Origin of the sequence: Gillisia sp. Hel_I_86 (assembly GCF_007827275.1) — a bacterium.
Taxonomy (GTDB): Bacteria; Bacteroidota; Bacteroidia; order Flavobacteriales; family Flavobacteriaceae; genus Gillisia.
The window spans coordinates 3,489,316-3,514,247 of the sequence record NZ_VISE01000001.1 but is presented as its reverse complement, the minus strand read 5'-3'; the positions used below and the strand labels follow the sequence as shown (position 1 = coordinate 3,514,247).

Below are 24,932 nucleotides of genomic sequence, written 5' to 3'. Positions count from 1 at the left end.
TTATCCCGATTACGCAGGTTTTGTTTGACCATTAGAAATTTCTGTTTGTTCTCTTTTTTTGTCGGTTATCATTTTTAACCTGCAACCTTCAGATTCTTCATAATGCTCTTTCAAATAAGTTCTAAAATCCGTAAGTTATCAACAAAACATACCGCAAAACCTTGATTAAAGAGGCTTTGCGGTTTTGTGTTTTTCACTTAAATTAGTGATTCTTACGAACACGTTATGAAAACAATAAATCGCAAGCAATTAAATGCATTTGGTGGCATAAATTTTATATATGAGCATTTAAATGAACTCCAATGTCAATCCACATTGGAAAATAACTTCCGCTTTATAGTCATTGAGTTAAAAAAATTAAAACATATACCCAAAAGATAGTTCAACAACAGAGTTCTGTGATTTTTCATCACCAAATTCTTCTGAATCCAATACGTTGGCTTGGCTAAACCAAGATTATAACGACCCTGCAGAAAAATTCCAGCAGGTAATTTATACCCTTAACCAAAATTCACACCATAATCAAAACCAGAAAAAAAATCTTTGCCATCAACTCCCATATCCTCTAATTCAACTTCGGATGAGGTTAAAAATCCAATTTGGGGACCTGCTTCCAAACTAAATCCATTAGATACATAATATCTGGCCACCAAAGGAATTTGGATATAATCAAGTTTAAAGTTTCCATCGAAACCCTCATCACTAAATTTTGCACCCTGGGATGAATATAAAACCTCAGGTGCAAAATAAAAACTTTCTTCAACTGGAATTTCCACTACAAGACCCAGATGGAAACTAGTACGAATATCGACATTCTCTGCATTCCCATTAAGATTGGCAAAGTTCACCCCCTCCCTTAGCTCCTATTTTAAAGAATTCCTGAGCTTGTAATACAGGTAGAGTCATAAAAGCAACTACCAGAAAAGTAAATGTGTTTTTTATTTTAAGATATTTTATTATTTAGCAATCAAACATATAATTTATTTTTATTATTTCAAATATTATCATAAAAAAATAATATAATACTTAACTTATACCAATTTTCATAACAATAATATAATTATAATAAAAATATTGTTCAAAATTGAAATCCAATCCTGAAACAATTTCGATAGCTATCGGAACATAATGAGGTTCTTTATCAGGATATTACACTTCATGAATATACAAATTTATTACATCTTTATTTACTCGATTTTTCATGTGTAATAAAATCAGTCTATTTTGTAATAGTTTGAATTATTTGTAAAAAAACTACAAGCCGAATTCTATCCCAAGGTTGATGGAATTAAAACTCCATCCCCCATCCATACTTATACCTTCATAGGAAGCAGCTATTCCCAATTTCCCAATTTTATAACCAACTAGTGGCCTATAATAAAACCCGCCATCATTTCCATCATCTATTCCTATAGCATACCCAAGGTCTGCCCCTAAATAAAGGGAGGAAAGACCAAAACGACCAGATGCAGCAATCGGCAGGAACTGGGCATCGTCAGAATCTGCAAAATAATGAGAATATCCCACCATCGCACCTACATCCAACATTTCAGCAACATTAAACATGTAGGCGACATCTGTTCCCACATGGAAATTTGAAATATCTTCTACATCCCCAACAGGAATTCCCCCATTTGCACCAAACCTAAAATTGCCCTGACTGTAAACAGAAGTAGCTGTGAAAAAGATAACTACAAATAGAACCAGTAATTTTTTCATAATTGTTATTTTTAAGATTAGTTACTTAAAATTATTAAAAAAATATGAGCAAACAACAAATAAACACACAATGAAAGGATTTATTTACATTGATTATCAATAAGTTAGGATGAAATACAAATAAAAAAGGCGCAACTTTACAGTTGCGCCCTTTAATACTGATTATTGGATCTCTAAAACATAAATCCAATTCCTCCTTGGAATACAGAATGTTTTACATCGCTGTTCTTGAAACCTACATAAGAATCATCGTAAACATCAGATAAACCAAAGTTATAACGTGCATTTACAAAGAAACCACCTCTAAACTTGTAAGAAGCTCCTAATCCTAAACTAAGATCTACTTTGTTAAATTGATCTTCATTCAATGCTACATCTCCACCATCCCCACTTGGGTTGCTGTCTATTTCGCTATTCACTAGAAAACCTATTTGTGGTCCTGCTTCAATAGAAAGTCCTTCTATTAAGTAATATTTTGCTAATACAGGAACATTAATATAGTCTAATTGATATTCTACATCATTAGCATTATTTCTGCTAGCAATATCATATCCTTGACCAGAATACAGCACCTCTGGCTGAACAGAAAACTTATCTGAGAGCGGGATTTCTGCTAAAAGGCCCAAGTTAAAAGAAGTTCTGGAACTTGGATTATCAAAATCCCCAAAACCGTCTCCCCTAAAAGTGCTAAGGTTAAGTCCTCCCTTTACACCAAAATAAACACTTTCTTGAGCACTTAAACTACCTATGCTCAACAAAGCCATTCCTATTAATAAAATTGATTTTTTCATTTATTTCTATTTACTGTTAGCCAACAAAATTAGTCCTACATTTGTTAAGGAAGCGTTATTCGATCTTAAAGTATTACTAATTATAGCCTAGCTATTTGTTAATAACCTTAAACATGAATTGGAAGGAAGCCTCGCTAGACTATAAGAATTATTTGTTGATAGAACGGGGATTATCCATTAATTCTGTTGCTAACTATTCTTTGGATATTCATAAACTTATTAACTATCTTGAAGAAAATAACATTTCTATCTCTCCAATAAAAATTTCCTCAGAGATACTCCAACAATTTATTTTTGAAGTTGCCAAATCATTAAATCCCAGATCTCAGTCTCGATTAATTTCAGGATTGAAAAGTTTTTTTGACTTTTTGATCTTTGAAGGCTATAGAGAACATAATCCCATGGAAATCATAGAATCTCCCAAGGTTGGAAGGAAACTTCCAGATGTGCTTTCCCTTGCTGAAATAGATAAAATGATATTTAATATAGACCTTTCCAGTGCACAAGGAGAGCGAAATAAGGCAATTATTGAAACCTTGTACAGCTGCGGACTCCGGGTTTCAGAACTATTGGATCTAAAAATTTCTGATTTGTTTTTTAAGGAAGGTTTTATTAAGGTAACCGGGAAAGGAGATAAACAACGCTTTGTTCCCATAAGTGATACAACGCAGGATTATATTACTGAATATCTTCAAAATTCCAGGAACCATAATGCCATACATCCTAAAGCTTCAGATATTGTATTCTTAAACCGAAGGGGGAAATCACTTACCCGAGCCATGATCTTTACCATTGTTCGGAATCTTGCCAAACAAGCTGGAATTCATAAAAAAACAAGTCCGCATACCTTTAGGCATTCCTTTGCAACCCATCTATTGGAGAATGGAGCCGATTTAAGAGCCATACAACTCATGTTGGGCCATGAAAGCATAACAACCACAGAAATTTATATGCACGTGGACAAAAGCCATTTAAAACAAGTAATACATAGTTTTCATCCCAGAAGCAATTACTAATGTTTTGCTAAAGCCCTGCTTTAATTTTTTATTAAGCTCCTTCCTAAGTAAATTCAGTAAAAATTATAAAAATGAAGTATTTGAAATTTAAAAATGGGGACAAAATGCCTGCTATAGGACTAGGCACTTGGAAATCTGATAAAGGAGAAGTAGGAAACGCTTTAAAAACTGCCATTAAAAATGGCTATAGACATATAGATTGTGCTGCTATTTATGGGAATGAAGCAGAAATAGGAGAAGCACTTTCTGAAGTTCTAAAAGAAGGCATTGTAAAAAGGGAGGAACTATGGATCACTTCCAAACTCTGGAACAATGCGCACAAACCTGAAGATGTAATTCCTGCACTAAAACAAACATTAAAAGATCTACAATTGGATTATTTGGATCTTTATCTTATTCATTGGCCGGTAGCCTTTAAACCAGGTGTCACTAACCCGGAAAAAGATGAGGATTACTTGTCTTTGGAAGAAGCCCCAATTATAGAAACCTGGAAAAAGATGTTGGAAGCAAAAAAAACAGGTCTTACAAGGCATGTGGGAGTTTCTAATTTTAGTGCAACCAAATTAGAAGACCTTTTATCCAAGACCGAGGAAGGCCCAGAAGTGAATCAGGTAGAATTGCACCCCTACCTGCAACAAAACTCATTGTTGGAATTTTGCAGTAAGAACAATATTCACCTTACCGCATATTCACCTTTAGGAAGCAGAGATAGAACCGATGCAATGAAAGCTCCCGATGAGCCTTCGCTTTTAAAAAATAAGGTGATCCAAAAAATTGCAAAAAAACATGGAGCCTCTCCTGCCCAGATTGTTATAAATTGGAACACGCTACGGGGAACATCCGTAATCCCAAAGTCTACGAATGAAGGCAGGATAATTGAAAACCTAGAAAGTACAGGTCTTAAACTGGATGAAGAAGATCTAAAACAAATAGCTGGTCTAGATGAACGTTTTAGGTACGTTACAGGCGAATTTTTTGTTACCAAAGGCAACAGTTATAGCGATATCTACGACGAAAAATAGGGTTTGCACCATTCCCATAAATCCAAAAATCCCGCTGAGTGCGGGATTTTTTATTATTCAGTACTAAGACCTATTTAGCAATGTTCACTGCCCTGGTTTCCCTAATTACAGTTACTTTAACCTGTCCAGGATACGTCATATCTGTTTGGATCTTTTGTGAGATCTCGAAAGATAAGTTTGCAGCCTTATCATCTGTCACTTTTTCACTCTCCACGATAACCCGCAACTCTCTACCTGCTTGGATCGCATAGGCTTTCTTAACCCCTCCAAATCCAAAGGCAATTTCCTCAAGATCTTTAAGTCTTTGGATATAAGAATCCAACACTTGCCTTCTTGCTCCAGGTCTTGCACCACTTATCGCATCACATACTTGTATGATGGGAGATAGTAAAGAGGTCATTTCTATTTCATCATGGTGGGCTCCAATTGCATTACATACCTCTGGCTTTTCTCCATATTTCTCTGCCCATTGCATTCCGAGGATTGCGTGCGGTATTTCTGTTTCGGTATCTGGCACTTTACCAATATCGTGCAATAGTCCTGCCCGTTTCGCTAATTTAGGGTTCAGGCCAAGTTCTGCTGCCATCACCCCACATAGTTTTGCTACTTCCCTTGAGTGATGCAATAGGTTTTGTCCATAAGAAGAACGGTATTTCATTCTACCCACCACTTTGATCAATTCTGGATGTAATCCATGAATTCCAAGATCAATAACAGTACGCTTCCCTATATCTATAATTTCTTCATCTATCATTTTTCTGGTTTTCTTAACAACCTCTTCAATTCTAGCAGGGTGTATTCTACCATCTGTAACCAATTTATGAAGGGATAAACGGGCTACCTCCCTACGAATACTATCAAAACAAGAGAGAATAATCGCTTCAGGAGTATCATCCACAATAATTTCTACTCCGGTCGCGGCCTCTATCGCCCTAATATTTCTACCTTCCCTACCAATTATTCTACCTTTAACATCGTCACTCTCTAGGTTAAACACAGAAACACAATTCTCAATAGCTTCTTCTGTACCTATTCGCTGAATGGTATTTATAATGATTTTCTTTGCTTCTTGCTGCGCGGTTAATTTGGCCTCTTCTATGGTATCCTGAATAAGTGCCATGGCATCGGCCTTTGCAATATCCCTTAAAGTTTCTGTAAGTTGCGACTTCGCATCTTCCGCAGATAATCCAGATATCACTTCCAACTGTTGGATTTGACTGTGGTGCAGCTTATCTATATCCTGTTTCTTTTTCTCCAGATAGTCATTTCTATGATCGTAGTCCTTTATTTTATCTTCTAAATCCTTATTAAGGTTCTTGTTCTTGGCTAGTTCACTAGATACTTGAGATTCCTTATCGCGGGTCCTTTTTTCTGAATCTTGGATCTTTTTATCACGGGAAAGGATTACTTTCTCGTGTTCAGTCTTTAATTCTATAAACTTCTCTTTAGCTTGAAGAATTTTATCTTTTTTGATGTTCTCGGCATCAGCTTTTGCTTCCCTTAAAATTGCAGCTGCCGACTTCTTGGCACCTTTGGTGATTTTTGAAGCATGATTCTTTTCTAGATATTTAGCGACCGCAAAACCAATTGCTACACCCACTATCCCGACAACTATCATAATTATTATTGATTCCATATATTTAATTTAATTGTATAAAAAAGCCTGTACTAGATCAAATTTTGTATAAACCCCTTAAAATAAGTTTAGGGCTAACAAGCTGATCAAGTATCCGCTCTAAGACGGCACGCTTTTACAGCTTAAACTCACCCTTTTCAAAGAATTCGTGTTGAGTTTATCAAATATATATCACTAATACAGGCAGTAAACCTTAATGCTATTTAAAAGAACTAGGTAGCTAATTGTTCCTGAAGAAGATTATTGAGCGATCTCAATTTTTCTTCCATCAGTTGCACTTCGCTAGTATTATCTATAGATTTTTGCTCGGTCTGGGCGGCAAATTGCAAGGCGCACATAGCCAATACATCTTGCTTGTCCCTTACGGCATAACTTTGCTCAAATTGCTTGATCATCGCTTCTATCTTCTTTGCAGCCTTGCGCAAGCCTTCTTCCTGTTCAGCCTGAATGGTGAGAGGATACACGCGATCTGCAATAGATAATTTGATTTTAAGCTTGTCGGACATTTATTGTTTTTATTCTGAAAGTTGAACTATACATTGATCAATCTCCCTTATTAAACCGTTTATTTTGAGCTTGGTTTCTTTCTTATAATCGTTACTGCCTAGCATTGCGTTGGCGGCTTTTAGTGTTTGAATTCGTTTTTCTGAATTTTTCACTTCTTCAGATAAACGCTCATTTTCAATTTTCAAAATTGCTAATTCTTCCCGAATTGAATGCTGTGACTGCCTTGTAGCCTCATACTTATGAAGCAACTTGCTAATTCTATTTTCAAGACTATCAACTATTTCCGTTAAATCACTCATAAAAGCTCAACGTGCTACTAATATTCACAAAGTTAACATACCGCTTGAAATTTCCCAATACTTTTAGAGCTATTTTTCAAATACATTGAATTTAATCTAAGTTACATTAAACCAAAGCTTTAATTATTTCTAAAAGTTTATTTATATTTATCGCCCCATAAAAATGCTGCTTAATATGACTATGAAGAAGATTTTTGCCCTCACATTATTGCTTTTAAATGCTGCTTTAAACGCCCAATCCAAAATACCTTCAGATTTCTTTCAAAACCCTTTGGATGTAGGTTTGGTGCTTTCGGGAACTTTTGGGGAATTGCGCTCCAATCACTTTCATTCTGGGATGGATATAAAGACCCAACAGCGGGAAGGACTTCCTGTTTTAGCATCAGGAGATGGTTTTGTAAGCAGGATCAATATCCAACATTATGGCTATGGCAAGGCGCTCTATATTCAGCATCCAAATGGATTTACAACGGTGTATGGTCATCTTCAAAAATTTTCCCCAGAAATAGAAGCATATATCAAAAAGCAGCAATACGCCAAAGAAACATATGAAATAGAGCTTTTCCCAAAGGCCAATGAACTAAAGGTTACTGCCAGTGAATTGGTTGCTATTAGTGGGAATACCGGTGGAAGTGGTGGCCCACATCTACATTTTGAAATAAGGGATGGCCAACAGCGACCTATGAACCCTAATTTATTCGGAATTGAGATCAAGGATACTCAAGCTCCCACCGTAAATAGTTTGTGGGTGTATCCTTTGGGAGAGAACGCGCATGTGAACAGTTCTGGAGAACGGCAACGGGTTAAACTTACTCCGCTTAAAGATGGTTCTTTTAAGGCTGAACAAATAAATGCCTGTGGTGAGGTTGCTTTTGGTGTGGATACTACAGACAAACAGGACGGCGCAGCCAATAATAACGGGATCTATCAAATAGATGCTGTTTTAAATGGAGACTCCATTTTTCAGCTAAATTTCGATCGCTTTTCATTTTCAGAGTCACGGCATTTAAACCAAATGATAGATTATGAATATTTCAGTAACAATAAAAGCAGGATCACAAGGCTATATGTGCAACCAAACAATCCGTTAAGTGTTTACCGAAATGTGGTAAATAAAGGAACCATCAATATTCAGGACAGTTTAACCTATTTATATAATATTACTATCCGTGATTTTGCTGGGAACGAACGCGTGATACGAGTGCCAATTAAAGGGGAGCAACCTACTAAGCCAATTGCAAAAAACGCCAAAAAGACCGATTATCTTGCAAAAGCTGCGCAAGCCTTTACCATTGAAGAAAACGGAATAGATGTGTATATCCCAAAGGGTAGTTTGTATGAAGATACCTTTTTGGATATTTCTTTTACCGGGGACACCCTTCATTTTCATAAGGATGATACTCCCATTCACAGTAATATTACCATTGGTTTTGATGTAAGCAAGTATTCTGCAGAGAGCAAGGAAAAGATGTTCATTGCCAGATTGGGATATCGCGGAAGGCCAAGTTATTCTACCACCTATAAAAAAGAAAATAGGTTTACCACAGGTGTTCGTACTTTTGGGGATTATACGTTGGTGGCGGATATCAAGCCTCCTTCCATCACTCCAGTAAACTTTAAGGACGGACAATGGATTTCAAGTAACAGCGATCTACAACTAAAGATTACAGATGACCTTTCTGGGATAAAAAGCTACCGGGCAACGGTCAACGGCAAATTTATTTTGATGGAATATGAGTATAAGAACAATATGCTAACTCATAATTTTAGTGATGCTGTGCTTATAGAAACCGAAAACAAATTAAAGGTGATCGTAACAGATAATGTGGGCAACAGCAGTACCTACGAAGCTACTTTTTTTAGAAAATAGGTTTTTAAAGAACAGCAAATGCCATCCTGAAACCCGATAAAAAAAAATACTTAGCATAGGAAATCGACGTATTTAAAATCACCTCGAATTAAGACTGTTAAAGGATCTCAGAGCAGATCCTACTGGGTCAAGTTAACAATAAAAAGAGTTGTCATTCTGAAGGGAACGTAGTGATCTGAAGAATCTCAATACAAGAGGAACAATTTAACTAGAGATCCCTCCTAAGGTCCTATCGTGTGGACACATCTTTATGAATCGTCCACCCTTCCATGGCCGCCTTAAAATATTTCAGTCCTATCCATAGGGTCGTTATGCCGGGATGCCTTTTGCTTTCATAGCCTTTCCATCCGCCAAGTCTAGCTATCGCCCAAACATATCTTTTTAGCCCTTTTTCCTTGTACGGGTTTTTTTGTTTCCCTGTCCTACCTTCCAGTCTTATTATCTGGTGCTCTAAAAACGCTTGCTCTTCTTCCGTGAAACAGCTATCGGCGCTCATCTCTCCTTCTGGTACTGCATACGCCAGCCGCATCAAGAACAGTTGGATGATGACCTCCATTATCAACAAGCTCAGTTTTCTTACCGATGACCCATGCTCCAGCTCTGACGCCTCGATATTGTAGCCCTCTTTTTTCAATATCTTGAACACCTCTTCTATCGTCCACCTCCACTTATACCATTCCACGCACATTTCTGCCATTTCCAGGGTCTCTATGGGCAGGCTTGTCAATAACCTCCAGCACACCCTGTCCGGTCCGGTCCGGTTAGCCTCTTTGGCCTCCACCAGATATAGTTTTATGCTGGGCGCCACTGCCTTGCTGGCCGCCCTGGTCCTTTTCAGTTCTACCTCTTTATATCTGATTTCAATTTTTGCGGTCCTTTTTTTCCTTCTGGTCTTTGCACAGGCATCCACCTGTACCTCATAGGACCCTTGACAGGGCTGGTCCGCCAGGCAGCTGAACAATTTTGACCCATCCGCCAAGGTCCTATCCGCACGGGCCCTTATCAATAGATCTGTTCGTGCATCTGGTATGCTTGCAAACTGTTCGTAGATATCCCCTTCCCTATCTTGTACGATCACCATTCCCGCTACCACGTCCCTTAGTGAGGCCTGTGTGTTTTTGGACACCTCTATCCACTTATAGGACTCTTTTTCTTCCATGGGCAGCTTGCCGTACTGTCTTTCATGCTTTGATTTGAAGTCCAAGGACCTGTTCCAGATCTTAATATCAGAATAGCCGTAGGGGGTGCCGCTCACGGCATCCAAGACCAAACTTGGGTGGACAAAGAACCCCAGTCCCTGGGAATTCTTCGCATTGGTCGTGCCCACAAAGCCATCTTTGTTGATCCTATTACCATGGCTGCTTAGGTTGACCTCCGTGGTATCTTGGATACAGACAACAAATTTGCCCGCACAAGCCATCTGGCAATTATGTACCAGGTTCTCTACTATATCTTCTTCACTGACCCTATCGTTCTGCAAAAAACGGTAAACGGCCTTTGCGTCTGATTCGTTCCTGCTGAGCTGACGGATCGAATGGACGCTCTTGCTGAACAGGTCCGATAAAATCTTGTTGCCCCGATAAACCAAACGTTTATCCCCTAAGCCTGTGAGCCCCCTTCTCATTTTTTGAGTAAAATTAATGCTAATCCCTTAAACTAGTAAATAATTGTGTCCACACGATAGTCCTAAGGTCGGGATGACATAAGAATAGAATTATCAATTATTCAAAAATCTCAACTCTCCATAAACTCTTTAAGCACCGCAACCACATAATCCAGTTCTTCTTTAGTGTTAAATCTGGAGAAGGAAAACCTAAGAGAAGGTTTGTTCATATCTTCTTCAGAAAGGAAAGCGCTTAGAACGTGGGAGCCTTTATCGCTTCCACTTTGGCAAGCAGAACCTTTAGAACAAGCGATCCCCTTAAGATCTAATTGAAACAAGAGCATTAAAGCTTTCTCCGGTGGAATTGGCAAACAAACATTTACCAAGGTATACGTGCTTTTTGTAAAATCCTTACAATTTCCGTTGAATTTCACTCCTGGAATATTTTCTTCTAATTGCTCTATAAAATAGGTTTTTAAAGAACTTATGTAGGCTGTCTCTTCTTCTAGGTTCGCATAAGCCAATTTAAAAGCCTCTTCCAGCCCAACAATATTATGTACGCTTTCTGTCCCGGCACGATGTCCGCGCTCTTGTTCTCCTCCAAAAATCAACGGTTTAAGTCCGCTGTTTTTACGAATAAATGCAAATCCAACTCCTTTTGGTCCGTGAAATTTATGAGCGCTCACCGCAGTAAAATCTATGGGTGTTTCCTTAAGATCCATTTTATAATGCCCTATGGACTGCACGGCGTCACAATGAAACAAAGCTTTATGTTCTTTACAAAGTGTTCCTGCTTTTTGAACATCCAATAAGTTTCCAATTTCATTGTTCACATGCATCAAACTCACCAATGTTTTTGCTTCAGAATTGCTGAGTACTTCTTCCAAATGTAAAAGATCTACATTTCCGGTAGTATCCAAATTTACATATTCCACCTCGATCTCGTAACACTCCTTAAGCTGATTTACGGTGTACAAAACCGCATGATGTTCTATTTTAGAAGTGATAATCCTCTTCACCCCTAGATCCCGGACAGCAGAATTAAGCGCCAGGTTATCGGCTTCGGTTCCACCCGAAGTAAAGATGATTTCGGCCGCAGTGACATTTAAAATAGAAGCTATGGCCTTTCTAGCATTTTCGATTAAAGCTTTAGATGACCTTCCGTAACTATGTATAGAAGAGGGATTTCCGTAAAAATCTTTCATCACTGTTGTCATTCTATCTATAACTTCGTCACGCATTTGCGTGGTAGCGGCACTGTCTAAATATACTTTTCTCATCGAAGACAAAAATAAAAGAAATAAAATTATTTAAAGGATGCTCTGCTATAAAATCCTAATACTTTATTTTTGTGGAAAACGGAAACTATGCGTAATTACTTTTATCTCCTTTTTTTATTGCTTGGTTTTACCTCCTGCGATGATGGAGATATCATAATAAACAATTTTGATTTTGAAGATGATACTTTATCAAGTTGTGATAAAATTGGTAGACCAAAAGTTTTTTTCAATATAAACAGTGATGATATATTTGAATCCATTTCTCTAGTTTCTAGCAATACCGCAATTAGTGATTTAGCAAGCATATTAACCACAAAAACAGAAACTGATATTAGTTTTAATCTTGATAGTAATAACAAAATAAACTATCGTGTTTATGATGGCAGTATAACTACAGATTATTTCTGCAATTCTTTACCACCAAGCAGTCCAAAGGTTATTCAGGAATTTGTAAGTGTTGGTGGGACGGTTAAAATTTCTACTACAAGAATTTATCTTGACTCAACAGATAGTGACGGGGATGGAATAAAGGACGTAGATGAATTTGATGGTGATACAGATGGCGATGGAATTGATGATAAATATGATATAGATGATGACGGAGATAATGTACTTACATCTAGAGAAATAGAAAATCCTAATGAGGATTTCGTTAATGAAGATGGATATAGAGATACTGATCAAGATGATATACCAAATTATTTGGACGACGATGATGACAATGATACTGTAAAAACAAAATTTGAAGTTTCAGAAGAATTTCAAGATCCTACAGTTTTAGAAAATGCTAACGCAGAGGGATTAGCAAATTATTTAAATCCAACTGTTACAAGTAGTTTTCTAGAGGTAACATTCGTAAAAGAAAATAAATTTAATGTAAAATACACCTCTATAATTAAAATAGAAAATTTACAATTACAAAATCAAGATGGGACCGGAGAAGTGATTTCCTTTGAATCTTATAGATTAGGAGAATATAATTCAACCTCTACGCCTTTAATTATAGTCCCTACAACTACCGAAATCGATAATTAAGAGTTCTGATAAATATAGACCTCGGTAGCACCCAATCCATATTTCTGGAAATTCGCATCATAAAATTTAAGGTTGTCATATCTACTCAATAGATAATCTAGCTCTGCTTTTAAAACGCCCTCACCCACTCCATGGATAAACACGATTTTTGGAATCCGTTTGCTAACAGCAAAATTAATTTGCCGTTTTGCGGTTTCCAATTGCAGGTTTAAAATATCATAATTGCTCATTCCCCTAAACGAATTTACCAATTTTTCGATATGAAGATCCACTTCCATTGGAGGAGCACTGCGATCCTTCGACTTTACCTTTTCAGCCTTAATCCGCTTTGTTGGCTGCTTTTCCTTTATTATTTGCGAAATAGGGATATTTTCCGAAGCGATCATCCTACTCTGCTCCTCTTCTATTTTAACCAATTCTGAAGCATGAAATTCCATTAAAAATCCTTCAGAAGTTTCCACATAAATAGTATCCCCATCCATATTGATCACTTTTCCTTCCAAAGCGTCATCCAGCACCTCTACTTTATCATTGACTTCAAATTTCATAACTAACTTTTTTCATCATTGTTATCGTCCTCATCGTCCTTGGTTTCTACCCAGAAATTGGTAGCACGGTACAATCCAAACATCAAAATTACCAAGCCTAAAATCTGTAAATATTTATTTCTATCCTCTTCAGAAATGGTATATATCAATATTCCCCCACCTATTACGATAAGGACAGTATTGATGATTTGACCATGTTTTTTATTCATAATATACTGATATTTAACACTTAAAAACCTTTTAGGGTTGTTTTTCAATTGAATAAAACCCTATTTTTAATTAAAATCACAGGGCGATGAGGCAAATATACATTTTAGTGCTATTTATTGTACCATACATTGGGCATTCTCAATTAACCATAAAACCATCTCAAGATTCAAATATTTATTTATATTCCGAAGGCTCACTATTATTTGTGGAAAAGGAAATGAATTTAATTGCCAACCTGGATAAACAACCTAGTCTTTATTTAAGAAACGAAGCTCAACTGCTTCAAGGAAAAGCCAATTCTAACAATAGTGGGGATGGAATAATTTCTGTTTTTCAGGAAGGAAACGCCAGCAATTTTACCTATAATTATTGGAGCTTGCCAGTTGGTAATACTGAAACCAATAGCAGATTTGGAAGCCTATTTTTCGATCCGGTTACTAGAACCGAAAGCAATCCGGCAATAATCACTTCAAGTTATAATGGAATTTCCCAGCCCTTAAGCATTTCTAATAAATGGATCTATAAATTTTCTGGAACAGAATATTCCGACTGGCAATTTATCGGGAACAATTTTGATCTTCCACCTGGCGAAGGCTTTACCATGAAAGGAGTGAACGGCACAAATACCGCTATAAATATTTATAATGTCCCTAACAATCCAGGCAATAAACAACGCTATGATCTACGGGGAAAACCAAATTCAGGGGTATATGAATTGGATATCCAGGAGGGCGATAGTAAACTCATTGGCAACCCTTACCCTTCTGCTCTAGACCTTAATGCTTTTCTCCAAGATAATACAAACACTACTGGCATTGCATATTTCTGGGATTCCCAGTTTATAGACTCCCACTATTTAAAGGAATATGAGGGCGGTTACGGGGTGTATTCACCTGGAGCTGGGATATATGGGTATGTCCCGGCCATCTTTAACAAATTTGATGGTGCTGGAAATACGTTGGGGGAAACAGGGCTTTTAGGAGCTTATTACGCCAGAAGATTCTCTCCGATAGGCCAAGGTTTTATTGTTATAGGGAGTCGGGATGGAAATATCACATTCGATAATAAATACCGAAACTTTATAAAAGAAGATCAGCTTTTATCTCAATTCAAATCCAAGAAAGTTGGTTTAAAAAGTTCAGAAACCGAAGAGTTTCCAATGCTAAGGTTGAATATTGAATTACAGGACAACTATATTAGACAACTGCTTTTGGTGCTTCGCGATAACGCAACTATAGCAGCAGACCATGCAATGGATGCCATTAACCCTGAAACGCTAAGTTCTAACGCTGGTTGGATGATAGAAGATGAAAATTATATTATTAATGTAAGGCCACTGGACGAACTCGAAGAAATTCCTCTTTTTATAGTGCTGGCAAAAACAACAGAAATAGTTTTTAGTATTGCTGAAATAAAAGGATTTAAGTCTAAAGTATTTCTGTTGGACTCTTCTACCAATAAATATCACGATCTAAGCAATGGTCCCATAATACTCAATTTGGATGCCGGTGAATATTCGGAAAGATTCAAACTCACTTATACCAATAAGGAACAAATCTATATAAATAGGGAGATTGTAAAGGATATTAATAATTATAGTATTTTTCAGAACAATCCCGAATCGAGATTGGAAATAAGGATTCCTGAACAATCCATTCCTATGGATATTGTACTTTTTGACAGCTTGGGCAAAAAGATCCTGGGGAAAAAAGGAATTACTAATGAGCATTATCATGAATTTTCCACTAGAAAATTAAGCAAAGGTTTATATATTCTGAAAATAACGAACAAGAATGCTACGATAATTTCCAAAAAAGTGATAATTTCAAATTAATATACGATCTCAGACAAATCCGTTAGAAATTACCTGGATGGGTATTACTATTAAAAATTTCGAGGCCAACCTCGGGAAAATAAACCCTCAGAGAGGGAAATCGAAACTATGGAAGAATTATTACTTCCCTGTTTAAATAAACAGCTTTTTGGAATTGAATGTTATGGCTGTGGCGGCCAACGTTCAGTTATATTATTGTTAAATGGCGATTTTCATGGAGCATTTCTTATGTTCCCGGCTATCTATCCGATACTCATTTTATTGGGGTTTGTGATATTCAACCTTTTCTATAAATTCCAGAAAGACTATTTCATTAAAATTACACTTATACTTATTACCGCAATCGTACTGGCTGCTAGCTATTTAACTAAAATATACTATTTTTTCAACTAAAACCAACTAAAAACAAAGTCATCTTATGGAAGTAAATAAACAAGAATTACCAAACGCCACCCTTATACTAATTTTGGGAATATTATCTATTTTAGGTTGCTGTTGTTATGGGATTGTAGGTGCAATATTTGCAATTATAACCTTGATCTTGGCAAAAAAAGCCATGGAAATTTATAATGCAAATCCAGAAATGTATTTGGGATATCAAAATGTAAAAATAGGACGAATCTTGGCCATTATAGGTTTGATACTAAGCGTACTGTTTTTATTGACTTTTATTGGAATGCTTATTTTCCATGGAGGAATGGAAGGATTGGAAGAATTTCAGCGTGAAATGATGGAAAAACAGGGTATGTAATTTAATATCTATAAATACAAAGGCCCAGAAATATGGCATTTCTGGGCCTTTGTATTTATTATAGGATCTATTTCAATCGTTCAATAAGTTTTTCTAAGGATATTTTTTCCTGATCTCCAGAAAGCATGTCTTTAAGTCCGTAGACTTGATTTTTCATCTCTTCTTCTCCTGCAAGCACTACAAATGGAATTTCCCGTCTATTGGCATAATTCATTTGTTTTTTCATCTTGGCAGCATCTGGATAAATTTCCGCGGCAATTCCTGCATCCCTTAATTTCTGAACGGCCTTCAATCCATAAAGGGCTTCCTTTTCGCCGAAGTTTATAAACAACACTTTGGTATTGGCAGTAACTGTATCTGGGAAAAGTCCGAGTTCTTCCAACACAAGGTAAATCCTATCCAAACCAAAAGAAATCCCAACTCCGCTCATATCTTTTAAACCGAAGATGCCTGTAAGGTCATCATATCTTCCACCGCCTCCAATAGACCCCAACTTTACAGTTGCGGGAGGCGCAACTTCAAAAATAGCTCCTGTGTAGTAATTTAAGCCTCGTGCCAAGGTAACATCCAGATCTAAAATGGCAGATTTCAATGGCAGTTCTGAAATCACATTCTGAATAAATTCCAATTCTTCCACCCCTTTCATTCCTATCTCTGATTTAGAAAGAATTTGCTTTAACACATCCACTTTCTCGCCGAAGTTACCTTTCAGTCCGAAAATTGGTTGAATATTTTTTAAGGCTTCCAAAGAGATTCCTTTTTCCAGCATTTCTTTTTTAACCCCTTCTTCCCCTATTTTGTCCAGCTTATCCAGCGCAACCGTAAAATCTATTAATTTATCTTGTTCCCCAATCACTTCGGCAAAACCAGACAACACTTTTCTGTTGTTAAGTTTTATACTAACACCTTCCAGATTAAGACTTGTAAATACTTCATCATATAGCTGAATGAATTCCACTTCTTGCCATAGGCTGTTACTTCCAACAACATCCGCATCACACTGAAAAAATTCCCTAAATCTTCCTTTCTGTGGTCTATCGGCTCTCCACACCGGCTGTATCTGGTAGCGCTTAAAAGGAAATTCTACCTCGCTCTGATGCTGAACCACATATCGTGCAAAAGGTACTGTAAGATCGTACCTCAGGGCTTTTTCACTAATAGACGGAGTGAGTTTTAAACTATCGAAATTACTATAAGCTTCTTGGTCGGCTTTTTTAAGAAAATCTCCCGAGTTTAAAATCTTAAAGATCAACCTATCCCCTTCTTCCCCATATTTTCCCATCAACGTATCTGAGTTTTCAAAACTAGGCGTTTCAATAGGTTGAAAACCAAATTTTTCGAATTGTGCTTTAATAGTATTCATTATATAAGTCCGCTTAGAAACTTCTATTGGAGAAAAATCTCTGGTACCTTTAGGGATCGAGGGTTTTTGTGCCATAATTTTATTTTGTGATATTCTAATAAACTAGTTGGTAAACAATATTCGAAATAAAAAAGTTAATATAATAAATCCTTTTTTTTCTAATATTATTTCAAAGGTCACATCGAGCGAAGTCGAGATGTTTTTTAGCCCCTTCTCCCGAAGTACGGGATAGCTGAGGGGGATAAAACTTGAAACCGATAAATCTAAAACTAACGAAGTAAAAATGGATATTTACAGCAGTTATTTCAATATTATTACCGCTGCAAATATCTTAATTTTTAAACGAACCGAAACAAATTTCAAAATTTAAGTAACATATAGGTATCTTCATAGTCTAATCTTTTTGTTAGACCGAAGATATTATGTTTCAACTTTTTAAGGAAAATGTAAGGATTGCTTTTGAATCTATTAAAAGTCAGCTTCTTAGGACCATTCTCACTGTATTGATTATCGCAATTGGGATTACCGCATTGGTAGGTATTCTTAGTGCAGTTAGTGCACTGGAAAATACCATTAGTAGCGATTTTGCCTCGATGGGTTCCAATACCTTTAATCTACAGCGCTATGAATTTACCACTCAAAGACGTGGTGGAAGTGAAAAAGAGAAAATAAATCCTATTTTATCTTATAGGGAAGTTAGAACCTTTAAAGAGGAGTTTATTTTTCCGAAAACCCAGACGTCCCTTTCCTTTAATGGAACCGGAAATGCCGAAGTAAAATATGAAAGTGAAAAGACAGATCCGGAAGTGTCTGTTTTAGGAGTCAACGAGAATTACCTTACCAACTCTGGGCTAAAATTGGAGAATGGTCGTGAATTCAACTATTTCGATATTCAGAACAACAACAAAGTTGCCATCCTGGGAGCCGATTTTGCCGATGGAATTTTCAAGAATACAAATCCTATTGGTAAAACGATTAGTGTACGAGGAGTAAAATTCCAGGTAATCGGGATTTTGGAATCCAAGGGTTCCACCTTCGGGAACAACCAAGATTTACGGGTATTGATCCCGATTGAAACAGCGAGATCCATCTTTACCCAACCCAATATCAATTACAACATCAGTGTAAAAGTGGATGACAAAGAATTAATGGAAGCTGCACAAAGTGAAGCAATTATCACTTTCAGAAACATTCGCGGGCTAAACCCTGTAGAAGAAAATAATTTTGGAATTGAAAAAAGTGATGATCTTATCAATAGAATTCTCTCCATTACTGGATATCTAAACATTGCTGCGTGGATTATTTCTATTATCACAATCTTTGGATCTTCCATCGCCTTAATGAATATCATGTTGGTTTCTGTGGCGGAAAGAACCCGGGAAATCGGGATTCGGAAAGCTTTGGGAGCCAAGAAAAGTACCATTGCCACTCAGTTCTTTATGGAAACATTGATTATTGGGCAACTAGGAGGAATCTTGGGAATTATACTCGGCATTTTAATTGGCTATGCCGTAGCATCTGTAGCCGACTTTGACTTTGTAACGCCATGGAAAGCGATGTTATGGGCAACCGGGATTACTATTTTAGTGGCCATTCTTGCAGGAAGTTATCCTGCCAATAAAGCTGCAAAACAAGATCCTATAGAATCCTTGAGGTACGAATAATTAATTATTCTCTACCATATCGTTAAAATACTCGAACAACTTACCTTTTGTAATGACAGCCCCTTGCTTTATCAAAGCAAAAATATCCTTGTTCCTATCCTCGCTTACCGCTTTGGTAGAAGTATAAAGGTTCACCGCATCATCTAACAAATTACTTTGAAGCCATTGATACCCTTCCCTGGTGGTAATATCTATTGCTTCGTTCTCTACTTTTACTGCGACAAGTTTAATTTCTGCCATGGTGATATTGAACAAATACATTTGATGCTTAGAAAAATGCTCCAAATAAGTTACTTTTTCCAATACTCCTTCCCAGATCAAATCGCTAAAAACATCCAATTCATCCTCTGCAAGCTTGGGCGTATCGCGTTTAATGTCGTCCCATTCATCTGCTGTTATAGATTGTGAGGCAAGAAAATTAATAAATTCCTGATGTAATTCTTCAAATTGCTCTTTGCTAAGTCTGTTATATTTCATCTTTTAATCCTGAAAAGTTATAAATGTATATTTTTTTTATTCTTGTATATCTATTGTTTGTTCAATAGTACTTTCGTCACACTGAATTTATTTCAAGGTCTCAATATTGTGTTGATTTTCATTGTAATGAGATTCTGAAACAAGTTCAGAATGACGCCCCTTTTATGTTTGGGATACATTCCGGACAAACAATTTTAGTATTATAAAAGAAATAAGACTTTTTAATATGTTCTTTTAAAATAAGCATAAAAAAAAGCTGCTCAAAAAATATCGTGGATATTCTTTAAGCAGCTCTTATAAATTATTTGATTAAGCCTCGGCTATCACGTCAAAAGTAAAGGTAGAGATCACTTCACGGTGAAAACGCAAAGTTGCCTCATATTGTCCTAAACGCTTGATGTTCCCACCGGCGATCGTAATAAATTTTTTCTCCAATTCCACTCCTTCTTTTGCTAATGCCCCAGATAAGTCTCCATTGGTAATAGATCCAAACATCTTGTCTCCACCCCCTGCTTTTGCAGTAAGTTTCAATTCCAGTCCGTTTAGTTTGGCAGCTTGTTTTTTAGCTGCATCTATGTTCTTTTGTTCTTTAAAAGCTTGTTGCTTTATAGTTTCAGCTAATACCTTCTTTGCTGAAGGAGTTGCCAAATCTGCAAAACCTTGAGGAATTAAAAAATTTCTACCGTAACCATGCTTAACAGTTACCATATCATTTTTAAATCCTAGGTTTTCTACGTCTTTTTTAAGTATCAATTCCATAATTGCCTCTTTCTTATTTTAATAAATCGCCAACATACGGCATTAATGCTAAGTGACGGGAACGTTTAACCGCTACAGCCACCTTACGCTGATATTTTAAAGAAGTTCCAGTTAAACGACGTGGCAACAATTTACCCTGCTCGTTTACGAAGCTCAATAACCAATCTGCATCTTTATAGTCGATATATTTAATACCAGATCTCTTAAACCTACAATACTTTTTAGCCTTGTTGGTTTCTATGTTTAGCGGAGTTAAATACCTGATTTCTCCGTCTTTTTTTCCTTTTGCTTGTTGTTCAATAGATGACATAACTACGCTTTTTCTTTGTTTCTATTTCTTCTTTTTTCTGCCCAAGCAATAGCATGTTTATCTAAACGTACAGTTAGATAACGCATCATACGCTCTTCTCTTCTAAATTCAACTTCCAATGGGTTAATAACCTCACCTGGAGCTTGAAATTCGAATAAGTGGTAAAACCCACTTTTTTTGTGTTGGATTGCATAAGCTAATTTTTTTAGCCCCCAATCTTCTTTGGATACCATCTTGGCGCCGTTAGAAACAAGAAAATCTTCGTATTTCTTAACTGTCTCCTTTATCTGTTCATCAGATAAAACGGGATTCAAGATGAAAACAGTTTCATAGTGATTCATAAAAATATGATTTAAAATTAATTTGGCTGCAAAAGTACCATTATTTTTATTATCCACAAAGCCTTTCTTATAACGCGCATTTTGTTTTTTATTAGTGCAGGTTAATAGGCTGTTGTCCGATGAAATTGCCTTTTACCTTGTATTACTAAAAATTAATGAGTAATATTGTTTATACTTAACCTTATCAAGACGTGGACGAAATTTTACTTAAATGCGCAGTTGTGGATGATTCTAGCTTACAGCGTTTATCTATTGTAAAGCTAATTATGGATCACCCCAATTTAAAGGTGGTAGCACAATACAATAATGCCATTGAAACCAAAAATGGATTGTTGGATACTGAAGTCGATTTGATATTTCTGGATATAGAAATGCCAATCCTTACCGGATTCGAACTTTTGGATGACCTACCAAATAAACCTCAAATTATATTCGTTACGGGCAAAACAAAATATGCCTTTAAAGCATTCGATTACGATGCGGTAGATTATATCCATAAGCCTGTTAATAAAGAGCGTTTTAACAATGCAGTTGCAAAGGCCATCAATCTTTATCAGTTAAAGATCAATGGAGTTCCCGTAGAAGACGAAAATTTCATTTTTGTAAAAAGCAATCTTAAGAACAGAAAGGTGTTTCTTAATAAATTAAAGTACATAGAAGCGTTAGGGGATTACGTTAAGTTTGTTACTGAAAAGGATACGTTTGTAGTACTCGCCACCATGAAATCTTTTGAACAGCAGTTACCATCAGATAAGTTCTTAAGAATTCATAAGTCTTATATAGTAAATCTTGAAAAGGTTGAACGTTATAATAGCAAGAACATTGAGATCGACAAACAGCAACTCCCATTAAGCAGGCATAAGAAAACCAATCTTATTGAAGCTTTAAGCGCGATGCAATAAATTCCTCTTTTTTTAGGCAATATAATTTTCACTAGGTATTCTTAGTTATTTATAAGATAGGATTGTTGCTGTCCGACAAATATTGCAGAGATTTGCGAGCACCCAGTATTAATAATGATTAGAAGTAGTTAACATGTCCGACTATGCTATTCAGGTGGGCGTATGCAGGAGCATGCATTTGATCTTGTTTTGGTTAGATTTCATTTTGAAAATTAATACTTATAGTTAAATTTATATCTTTATTCTTGTTTCTTTGAGCAAAGCGATCTTTTTTCTGTAACCTCATGATTGAAAATTTATAAATTACGAAGGATCTACATTCGTAATCACTCGTACACTTCTCCACATTCCAATTGCCTTAAAAGTGGTCAAGATCTTGTGAATATATTTTTTTGTTTTTCCCAAGGATTGATTTGGCGGGATCTTTAATAGGATATTTTTATAATATTCGTTGCGAATCCTGGCAACTGGTGGAAATTCCGGTCCCAGAACATGCTCCTTAAATACGTTGGCCAAGGACTTCGCAATCCAATCGGCTGCATCATTGGTTTTGGAATAGTCCTTACTCTTAATAGTGAATTTTATTAGTTTATAATATGGCGGATATTGGTATTGGTAGCGTTCTTCCAATTGCTCCTTGTACATTTCCAAATAGTTGTTTTCTGAAACCTGCTTCACTATCTGATGATGCGGATTATAGGTTTGAATGATCACCTTTCCCCTATTTTTGGTCCTTCCAGATCTCCCCGCTACCTGAAGCATTAGTTGAAAACTGCGTTCATGTGCCCTAAAATCTGGAAAATTCAGCAAATTATCGGCGTTCATAATACCCACCAATCTCACTTTTCTAAAATCGAGGCCCTTGCTAAGCATCTGGGTGCCAACCAAGACATCGATACTTTCCTGTTCAAAAGCGCTTATTATTTTTTGATGTCCATGTTTCCCGCGAGTGGTATCCAAATCCATACGCCCAATCCTGGCTTCAGGAAGCAAAGATTTCAATTCTGTTTCAATTTGCTCGGTCCCAAAACCTTTTGTAGTGAGTTCTACACTTTCGCAAGCCATACATTGCTTTTGCATTGCCATATGATATCCGCAATAGTGACATCGCAACTGATTGTTATGATTGTGATACGTAAGGCTCACATCACAGTTGGGACATTGTGGGGAATGCCCACAGGTAATACATTCTAAAATTGGGGAATAGCCTCTTCTATTCTGAAACAAGATCACCTGCTCCCCTTCTTCGAGGGTTACTTTGATCTCCTCCAACAATCTATCGGAAAAATGCCCGGTCATTTGCTTCTTTTTGTACTTCTCTTTGAGGTCTACAATCTCAATTTCCGGAGGCAACACATCCCCATATCTTCGGTCTAAAAAAACAAGCTTGTATTTATTATGGGTGGCATTATAATAAGACTCTAAAGAAGGTGTCGCCGATCCCATAAGCACTTTTGCGCCATGAAGCTTTGCCAATACCACCGAAGCGTCCCTGGCATTATATCTTGGTGCGGGATCAAATTGCTTAAAAGTGGTCTCATGCTCTTCATCCACTACAATAAGACCCAAATCTTTAAAAGGTAGAAATATAGCAGAACGTGCTCCTAAAATGATCTTTGCTTTCTCATTATTATCTAAAACATGCTTATACACTTCCATGCGTTCGTTCACAGAATATTTACTGTGATACACCAAAACTTGTTCTCCAAAAAAGGATTGCAACCGGGAAACCAATTGAGCTGTTAAAGCTATTTCCGGAAGCAAATAGAGCACCTGCTTTCCTTCCTTAATCGTTTGCTCAATAAGTTTTATATAGATCTCGGTTTTTCCTGAAGAGGTAATGCCGTGTAGCAAACAAACATCTGTTTCTTGATAGGCATCCGTTATTTCTTTAAATGCAGTTTGTTGCCATTCATTTAATACCATTTTTTGATCTACCTCATCGATATTGAATTGGATCCTATCTTTTTGTAAATGGTATTCAATTAACACCTTCTTATCTATTAGGCTCTTGATTACAGCAGTAGAAGTTCCACTAGCTTTGGAAAGCACTTTTAACTCAAGGGGTTTTTTGGACTGTGCCTGTAGTTGAAAAAGAGTTAAAATCACCGCCTTCTGCTTTGGGGCCTTGGTAAGTTCATCTAGCAATAGATGCATTTTATTTTCTGGGAGGTGCTTTTCGTTCAATTTTACATAGCGTATCAACTTGGGTTTATACTGCTCGAAAATTTCTTGGTTAACAACCACAATTCCTTTAGAAACCAACCTATTAATAACAGGTAATACTGTTTTTTTATCCAACAGCTGCATAATCTCTTTGATCTTAAGGGACGATTGCCGTTGCAAGGCTTCATAAATGAGGTATTCCTGATCATCCAGTTTTGCACCATCCCCGGTTCCGGATGGTAAAAGCTGAATTAAACTTTCGCTTTCCAACAAGAAGCCCCCGGGCAGTGCTGCCTTAAGTACCTCCCCTCCTGCACACATATAATAAGAGGAGATCCAATTCCAGAATTTCAATTGATTTTCAGTAATTATTGCAGAGTTATCCAGGATCTGCTCAATCTCCTTGGCTTCATACTTTTCTGGTGCAGTATTATGGATGGAAGCAACTATTCCTGTATGTATTTTCGATTTGCCAAAAGGCACTGCAACCCGCATTCCAGGAGTCAAGATTTCAGACTCTGTTTGGGAAACCTCATAGGTAAATTGCATTTCTAATGGAAGCGGTAGAATTACATTTATATAAAAACCCATGCAGTATCTTTAAGTTGGTCAACAAATTTAATGTATATCCTTTTTTTGTCCTAATAGTTCTCTCGTCACCCTGAATTTATTTCAGGGTCTTAATATTGTATTGATTTACATTGTAATGAGATTCTGAAACAATTCCGATTGCTATCGGGACGTTCCATGTGACATTTTAAAGCAATACGGTTAAGAAAGCGGATATACCTACAAATTTAACCTTCTTTTTACTTCAAATAAAAAATCC

At 36.6% G+C, this 24,932-nt stretch carries 25 protein-coding genes and 1 other RNA gene; 9 read left to right on the top strand and 17 right to left on the bottom strand.

The genetic code is table 11. From position 1 onward, the window contains the following. Positions 1-500 precede the first annotated feature (500 nt). The 3 genes from JM83_RS15825 to JM83_RS15815 all read right to left on the bottom strand — a co-directional run bounded on the left by JM83_RS15825 (position 501) and on the right by JM83_RS15815 (position 2,510). Complete coding sequence (locus JM83_RS15825; RefSeq protein ID WP_144963082.1) at positions 501-848, bottom strand: porin family protein; 348 nt, start codon at positions 846-848, stop codon at positions 501-503. A 406-nt stretch (positions 849-1,254) separates the two neighbouring features. Further along, positions 1,255-1,719, bottom strand: coding sequence for a hypothetical protein (locus JM83_RS15820; RefSeq protein ID WP_144963081.1), 465 nt, complete (start codon positions 1,717-1,719; stop codon positions 1,255-1,257). A 173-nt stretch (positions 1,720-1,892) separates the two neighbouring features. Then, positions 1,893-2,510: a porin family protein gene (locus JM83_RS15815; protein WP_144963080.1), complete on the bottom strand. Its 618-nt coding sequence runs from the start codon at positions 2,508-2,510 to the stop codon at positions 1,893-1,895. A 113-nt stretch (positions 2,511-2,623) separates the two neighbouring features. Between JM83_RS15815 and xerD the strand changes: the two genes are divergently transcribed. Together xerD and JM83_RS15805 are read left to right on the top strand one after the other, a co-directional pair. Beyond that, complete coding sequence (gene xerD, locus JM83_RS15810) at positions 2,624-3,526, top strand: site-specific tyrosine recombinase XerD (RefSeq protein ID WP_144963079.1); 903 nt, start codon at positions 2,624-2,626, stop codon at positions 3,524-3,526. A gap of 71 nt (positions 3,527-3,597) precedes the next feature. Further along, complete coding sequence (locus tag JM83_RS15805; protein ID WP_144963078.1) at positions 3,598-4,548, top strand: aldo/keto reductase; 951 nt, start codon at positions 3,598-3,600, stop codon at positions 4,546-4,548. 70 nt (positions 4,549-4,618) lie between these two features. Here JM83_RS15805 and rny read toward each other — a convergent pair whose 3' ends face one another. From rny to JM83_RS15785, 4 genes are all read right to left on the bottom strand, one after another. Then, positions 4,619-6,184: a ribonuclease Y gene (rny, locus tag JM83_RS15800; protein WP_144963077.1), complete on the bottom strand. Its 1,566-nt coding sequence runs from the start codon at positions 6,182-6,184 to the stop codon at positions 4,619-4,621. Between the two features lie 50 nt (positions 6,185-6,234). Continuing rightward, positions 6,235-6,341, bottom strand: a non-coding RNA gene (gene ssrS / locus JM83_RS15795) — 6S RNA. Between the two features lie 55 nt (positions 6,342-6,396). Beyond that, a complete protein-coding gene (locus tag JM83_RS15790; protein ID WP_144963076.1) occupies positions 6,397-6,690 on the bottom strand; it encodes a cell division protein ZapA in 294 nt (97 codons plus the stop codon). Positions 6,691-6,699: 9 nt separating this feature from the next. Then, entirely contained in the window at positions 6,700-6,990 is a 291-nt protein-coding gene (locus JM83_RS15785; RefSeq protein ID WP_144963075.1) for a hypothetical protein, read from the bottom strand. A gap of 181 nt (positions 6,991-7,171) precedes the next feature. Here JM83_RS15785 and JM83_RS15780 point away from each other — a divergent pair, with 181 nt between their 5' ends. Further along, entirely contained in the window at positions 7,172-8,860 is a 1,689-nt protein-coding gene (locus JM83_RS15780; RefSeq protein ID WP_186435019.1) for a M23 family metallopeptidase, read from the top strand. 229 nt (positions 8,861-9,089) lie between these two features. Here the strand turns inward: JM83_RS15780 and JM83_RS15775 are convergent, their stop codons facing one another. Next, positions 9,090-10,484, bottom strand: a complete 1,395-nt coding sequence (locus JM83_RS15775) for an IS4 family transposase (protein WP_144963073.1) — start codon at positions 10,482-10,484, stop codon at positions 9,090-9,092. 110 nt (positions 10,485-10,594) lie between these two features. Next, positions 10,595-11,743 carry a cysteine desulfurase family protein gene (locus tag JM83_RS15770; RefSeq protein ID WP_144963072.1) on the bottom strand — a complete coding sequence of 383 codons (1,149 nt, stop codon included), beginning with the start codon at positions 11,741-11,743 and terminating at the stop codon, positions 10,595-10,597. A gap of 87 nt (positions 11,744-11,830) precedes the next feature. On the opposite strand from JM83_RS15770, the gene JM83_RS15765 reads away from it, so the two are divergent. Beyond that, positions 11,831-12,778: a hypothetical protein gene (locus JM83_RS15765; RefSeq protein WP_144963071.1), complete on the top strand. Its 948-nt coding sequence runs from the start codon at positions 11,831-11,833 to the stop codon at positions 12,776-12,778. Here the strand turns inward: JM83_RS15765 and JM83_RS15760 are convergent. Together JM83_RS15760 and JM83_RS15755 are read right to left on the bottom strand one after the other, a co-directional pair. Further along, a complete protein-coding gene (locus tag JM83_RS15760; protein ID WP_144963070.1) occupies positions 12,775-13,326 on the bottom strand; it encodes a Smr/MutS family protein in 552 nt (183 codons plus the stop codon). The two genes, JM83_RS15765 and JM83_RS15760, sit on opposite strands and share 4 nt — an antisense overlap. Positions 13,327-13,328: 2 nt before the next feature. Then, a complete protein-coding gene (locus tag JM83_RS15755; RefSeq protein ID WP_144963069.1) occupies positions 13,329-13,535 on the bottom strand; it encodes a hypothetical protein in 207 nt (68 codons plus the stop codon). An 86-nt stretch (positions 13,536-13,621) separates the two neighbouring features. Between JM83_RS15755 and JM83_RS15750 the strand changes: the two genes are divergently transcribed. The 3 genes from JM83_RS15750 to JM83_RS15740 all read left to right on the top strand — a co-directional run bounded on the left by JM83_RS15750 (position 13,622) and on the right by JM83_RS15740 (position 16,121). Next, positions 13,622-15,370 carry a T9SS type A sorting domain-containing protein gene (locus tag JM83_RS15750; protein ID WP_144963068.1) on the top strand — a complete coding sequence of 583 codons (1,749 nt, stop codon included), beginning with the start codon at positions 13,622-13,624 and terminating at the stop codon, positions 15,368-15,370. Between the two features lie 108 nt (positions 15,371-15,478). Further along, on the top strand, positions 15,479-15,763 hold the full coding sequence (locus tag JM83_RS15745) for a DUF2752 domain-containing protein (protein ID WP_144963067.1): 285 nt from the start codon (positions 15,479-15,481) through the stop codon (positions 15,761-15,763). 25 nt (positions 15,764-15,788) lie between these two features. Beyond that, positions 15,789-16,121, top strand: coding sequence for a CCC motif membrane protein (locus JM83_RS15740; RefSeq protein WP_144963066.1), 333 nt, complete (start codon positions 15,789-15,791; stop codon positions 16,119-16,121). 67 nt (positions 16,122-16,188) lie between these two features. On the opposite strand, the gene hisS is transcribed toward JM83_RS15740, so the two are convergent. Further along, positions 16,189-17,559: a histidine--tRNA ligase gene (gene hisS, locus JM83_RS15735; protein ID WP_144963065.1), complete on the bottom strand. Its 1,371-nt coding sequence runs from the start codon at positions 17,557-17,559 to the stop codon at positions 16,189-16,191. A 347-nt stretch (positions 17,560-17,906) separates the two neighbouring features. Between hisS and JM83_RS15730 the strand changes: the two genes are divergently transcribed. After that, complete coding sequence (locus JM83_RS15730) at positions 17,907-19,148, top strand: ABC transporter permease (protein ID WP_144963064.1); 1,242 nt, start codon at positions 17,907-17,909, stop codon at positions 19,146-19,148. On the opposite strand, the gene JM83_RS15725 is transcribed toward JM83_RS15730, so the two are convergent. The 4 genes from JM83_RS15725 to rpsF form a co-directional block, all read right to left on the bottom strand. Beyond that, positions 19,149-19,625 (bottom strand): DUF6495 family protein, encoded by a 477-nt coding sequence (locus JM83_RS15725; protein WP_144963063.1) that lies wholly within the window; start codon positions 19,623-19,625, stop codon positions 19,149-19,151. Positions 19,626-19,934: 309 nt separating this feature from the next. After that, positions 19,935-20,384: a 50S ribosomal protein L9 gene (rplI, locus tag JM83_RS15720; RefSeq protein ID WP_144963062.1), complete on the bottom strand. Its 450-nt coding sequence runs from the start codon at positions 20,382-20,384 to the stop codon at positions 19,935-19,937. A gap of 13 nt (positions 20,385-20,397) precedes the next feature. Then, the gene (gene rpsR / locus JM83_RS15715; protein ID WP_026838831.1) at positions 20,398-20,694 is read right to left on the bottom strand and encodes a 30S ribosomal protein S18; all 297 of its coding nucleotides are present in this window, start codon (positions 20,692-20,694) and stop codon (positions 20,398-20,400) included. A 2-nt stretch (positions 20,695-20,696) separates the two neighbouring features. Further along, on the bottom strand, positions 20,697-21,035 hold the full coding sequence (gene rpsF / locus JM83_RS15710; protein ID WP_010229179.1) for a 30S ribosomal protein S6: 339 nt from the start codon (positions 21,033-21,035) through the stop codon (positions 20,697-20,699). Between the two features lie 221 nt (positions 21,036-21,256). On the opposite strand from rpsF, the gene JM83_RS15705 reads away from it, so the two are divergent. After that, a complete protein-coding gene (locus tag JM83_RS15705; protein WP_409994700.1) occupies positions 21,257-21,937 on the top strand; it encodes a LytR/AlgR family response regulator transcription factor in 681 nt (226 codons plus the stop codon). Positions 21,938-22,240: 303 nt separating this feature from the next. Here JM83_RS15705 and priA read toward each other — a convergent pair whose 3' ends face one another. Further along, on the bottom strand, positions 22,241-24,694 hold the full coding sequence (gene priA, locus JM83_RS15700) for a primosomal protein N' (protein WP_144963060.1): 2,454 nt from the start codon (positions 24,692-24,694) through the stop codon (positions 22,241-22,243). Positions 24,695-24,932: the final 238 nt, after the last annotated feature.

Coding starts and splice junctions, on each gene's coding strand:
- JM83_RS15820 (WP_144963081.1), bottom strand. CDS start 1,719: ATGAAAAAATTACTGGTTCTATTTGTAGTTATCTTTTTCACAGCTACT.
- JM83_RS15815 (WP_144963080.1), bottom strand. CDS start 2,510: ATGAAAAAATCAATTTTATTAATAGGAATGGCTTTGTTGAGCATAGGT.
- xerD (WP_144963079.1), top strand. CDS start 2,624: ATGAATTGGAAGGAAGCCTCGCTAGACTATAAGAATTATTTGTTGATA.
- JM83_RS15805 (WP_144963078.1), top strand. CDS start 3,598: ATGAAGTATTTGAAATTTAAAAATGGGGACAAAATGCCTGCTATAGGA.
- rny (WP_144963077.1), bottom strand. CDS start 6,184: ATGGAATCAATAATAATTATGATAGTTGTCGGGATAGTGGGTGTAGCA.
- JM83_RS15790 (WP_144963076.1), bottom strand. CDS start 6,690: ATGTCCGACAAGCTTAAAATCAAATTATCTATTGCAGATCGCGTGTAT.
- JM83_RS15785 (WP_144963075.1), bottom strand. CDS start 6,990: ATGAGTGATTTAACGGAAATAGTTGATAGTCTTGAAAATAGAATTAGC.
- JM83_RS15780 (WP_186435019.1), top strand. CDS start 7,172: ATGAAGAAGATTTTTGCCCTCACATTATTGCTTTTAAATGCTGCTTTA.
- JM83_RS15775 (WP_144963073.1), bottom strand. CDS start 10,484: ATGAGAAGGGGGCTCACAGGCTTAGGGGATAAACGTTTGGTTTATCGG.
- JM83_RS15770 (WP_144963072.1), bottom strand. CDS start 11,743: ATGAGAAAAGTATATTTAGACAGTGCCGCTACCACGCAAATGCGTGAC.
- JM83_RS15765 (WP_144963071.1), top strand. CDS start 11,831: ATGCGTAATTACTTTTATCTCCTTTTTTTATTGCTTGGTTTTACCTCC.
- JM83_RS15760 (WP_144963070.1), bottom strand. CDS start 13,326: ATGAAATTTGAAGTCAATGATAAAGTAGAGGTGCTGGATGACGCTTTG.
- JM83_RS15755 (WP_144963069.1), bottom strand. CDS start 13,535: ATGAATAAAAAACATGGTCAAATCATCAATACTGTCCTTATCGTAATA.
- JM83_RS15750 (WP_144963068.1), top strand. CDS start 13,622: ATGAGGCAAATATACATTTTAGTGCTATTTATTGTACCATACATTGGG.
- JM83_RS15745 (WP_144963067.1), top strand. CDS start 15,479: ATGGAAGAATTATTACTTCCCTGTTTAAATAAACAGCTTTTTGGAATT.
- JM83_RS15740 (WP_144963066.1), top strand. CDS start 15,789: ATGGAAGTAAATAAACAAGAATTACCAAACGCCACCCTTATACTAATT.
- hisS (WP_144963065.1), bottom strand. CDS start 17,559: ATGGCACAAAAACCCTCGATCCCTAAAGGTACCAGAGATTTTTCTCCA.
- JM83_RS15730 (WP_144963064.1), top strand. CDS start 17,907: ATGTTTCAACTTTTTAAGGAAAATGTAAGGATTGCTTTTGAATCTATT.
- JM83_RS15725 (WP_144963063.1), bottom strand. CDS start 19,625: ATGAAATATAACAGACTTAGCAAAGAGCAATTTGAAGAATTACATCAG.
- rplI (WP_144963062.1), bottom strand. CDS start 20,384: ATGGAATTGATACTTAAAAAAGACGTAGAAAACCTAGGATTTAAAAAT.
- rpsR (WP_026838831.1), bottom strand. CDS start 20,694: ATGTCATCTATTGAACAACAAGCAAAAGGAAAAAAAGACGGAGAAATC.
- rpsF (WP_010229179.1), bottom strand. CDS start 21,035: ATGAATCACTATGAAACTGTTTTCATCTTGAATCCCGTTTTATCTGAT.
- priA (WP_144963060.1), bottom strand. CDS start 24,694: ATGGGTTTTTATATAAATGTAATTCTACCGCTTCCATTAGAAATGCAA.